Origin of the sequence: Penaeicola halotolerans, assembly GCF_016464625.1 — a bacterium.
Classification (GTDB): Bacteria; Bacteroidota; Bacteroidia; order Cytophagales; family Cyclobacteriaceae; genus Penaeicola; species Penaeicola halotolerans.
In genome coordinates, this window is record NZ_JAEAGO010000198.1 from 1 (window position 1) to 240 (window position 240).

The 240-nt window shown below is 45.0% G+C and carries 1 protein-coding gene; it reads right to left on the bottom strand.

The annotated features are described in order from the left end of the window. The coding region (locus tag I5349_RS14020) for a hypothetical protein (protein ID WP_226391389.1) at positions 1-240 on the bottom strand (240 nt) is incomplete at both ends.

Sequence of the window (240 nt, forward strand, 5' to 3'; positions counted from 1 at the left end):
GCGCTTGTGCAGGTTAAATGAGGCAGATATCGGTACTGTATGTCTAGCACCATTTTGAGCTTCCCTAAAAATGAGGGGAAAATTAGCTGCATCAAAAGGTCTCACTTCCAGAGGCTGTCCAGTAAGCGTATCTATTGGCACAAATGTATTTGCTACAGGGATGCCAGCAGAACGCGTCAATACGGCATTGCAGATACGATTAGTCGCTACGAAGTTCCAAGCTAGATTGAGTCTTTTCAG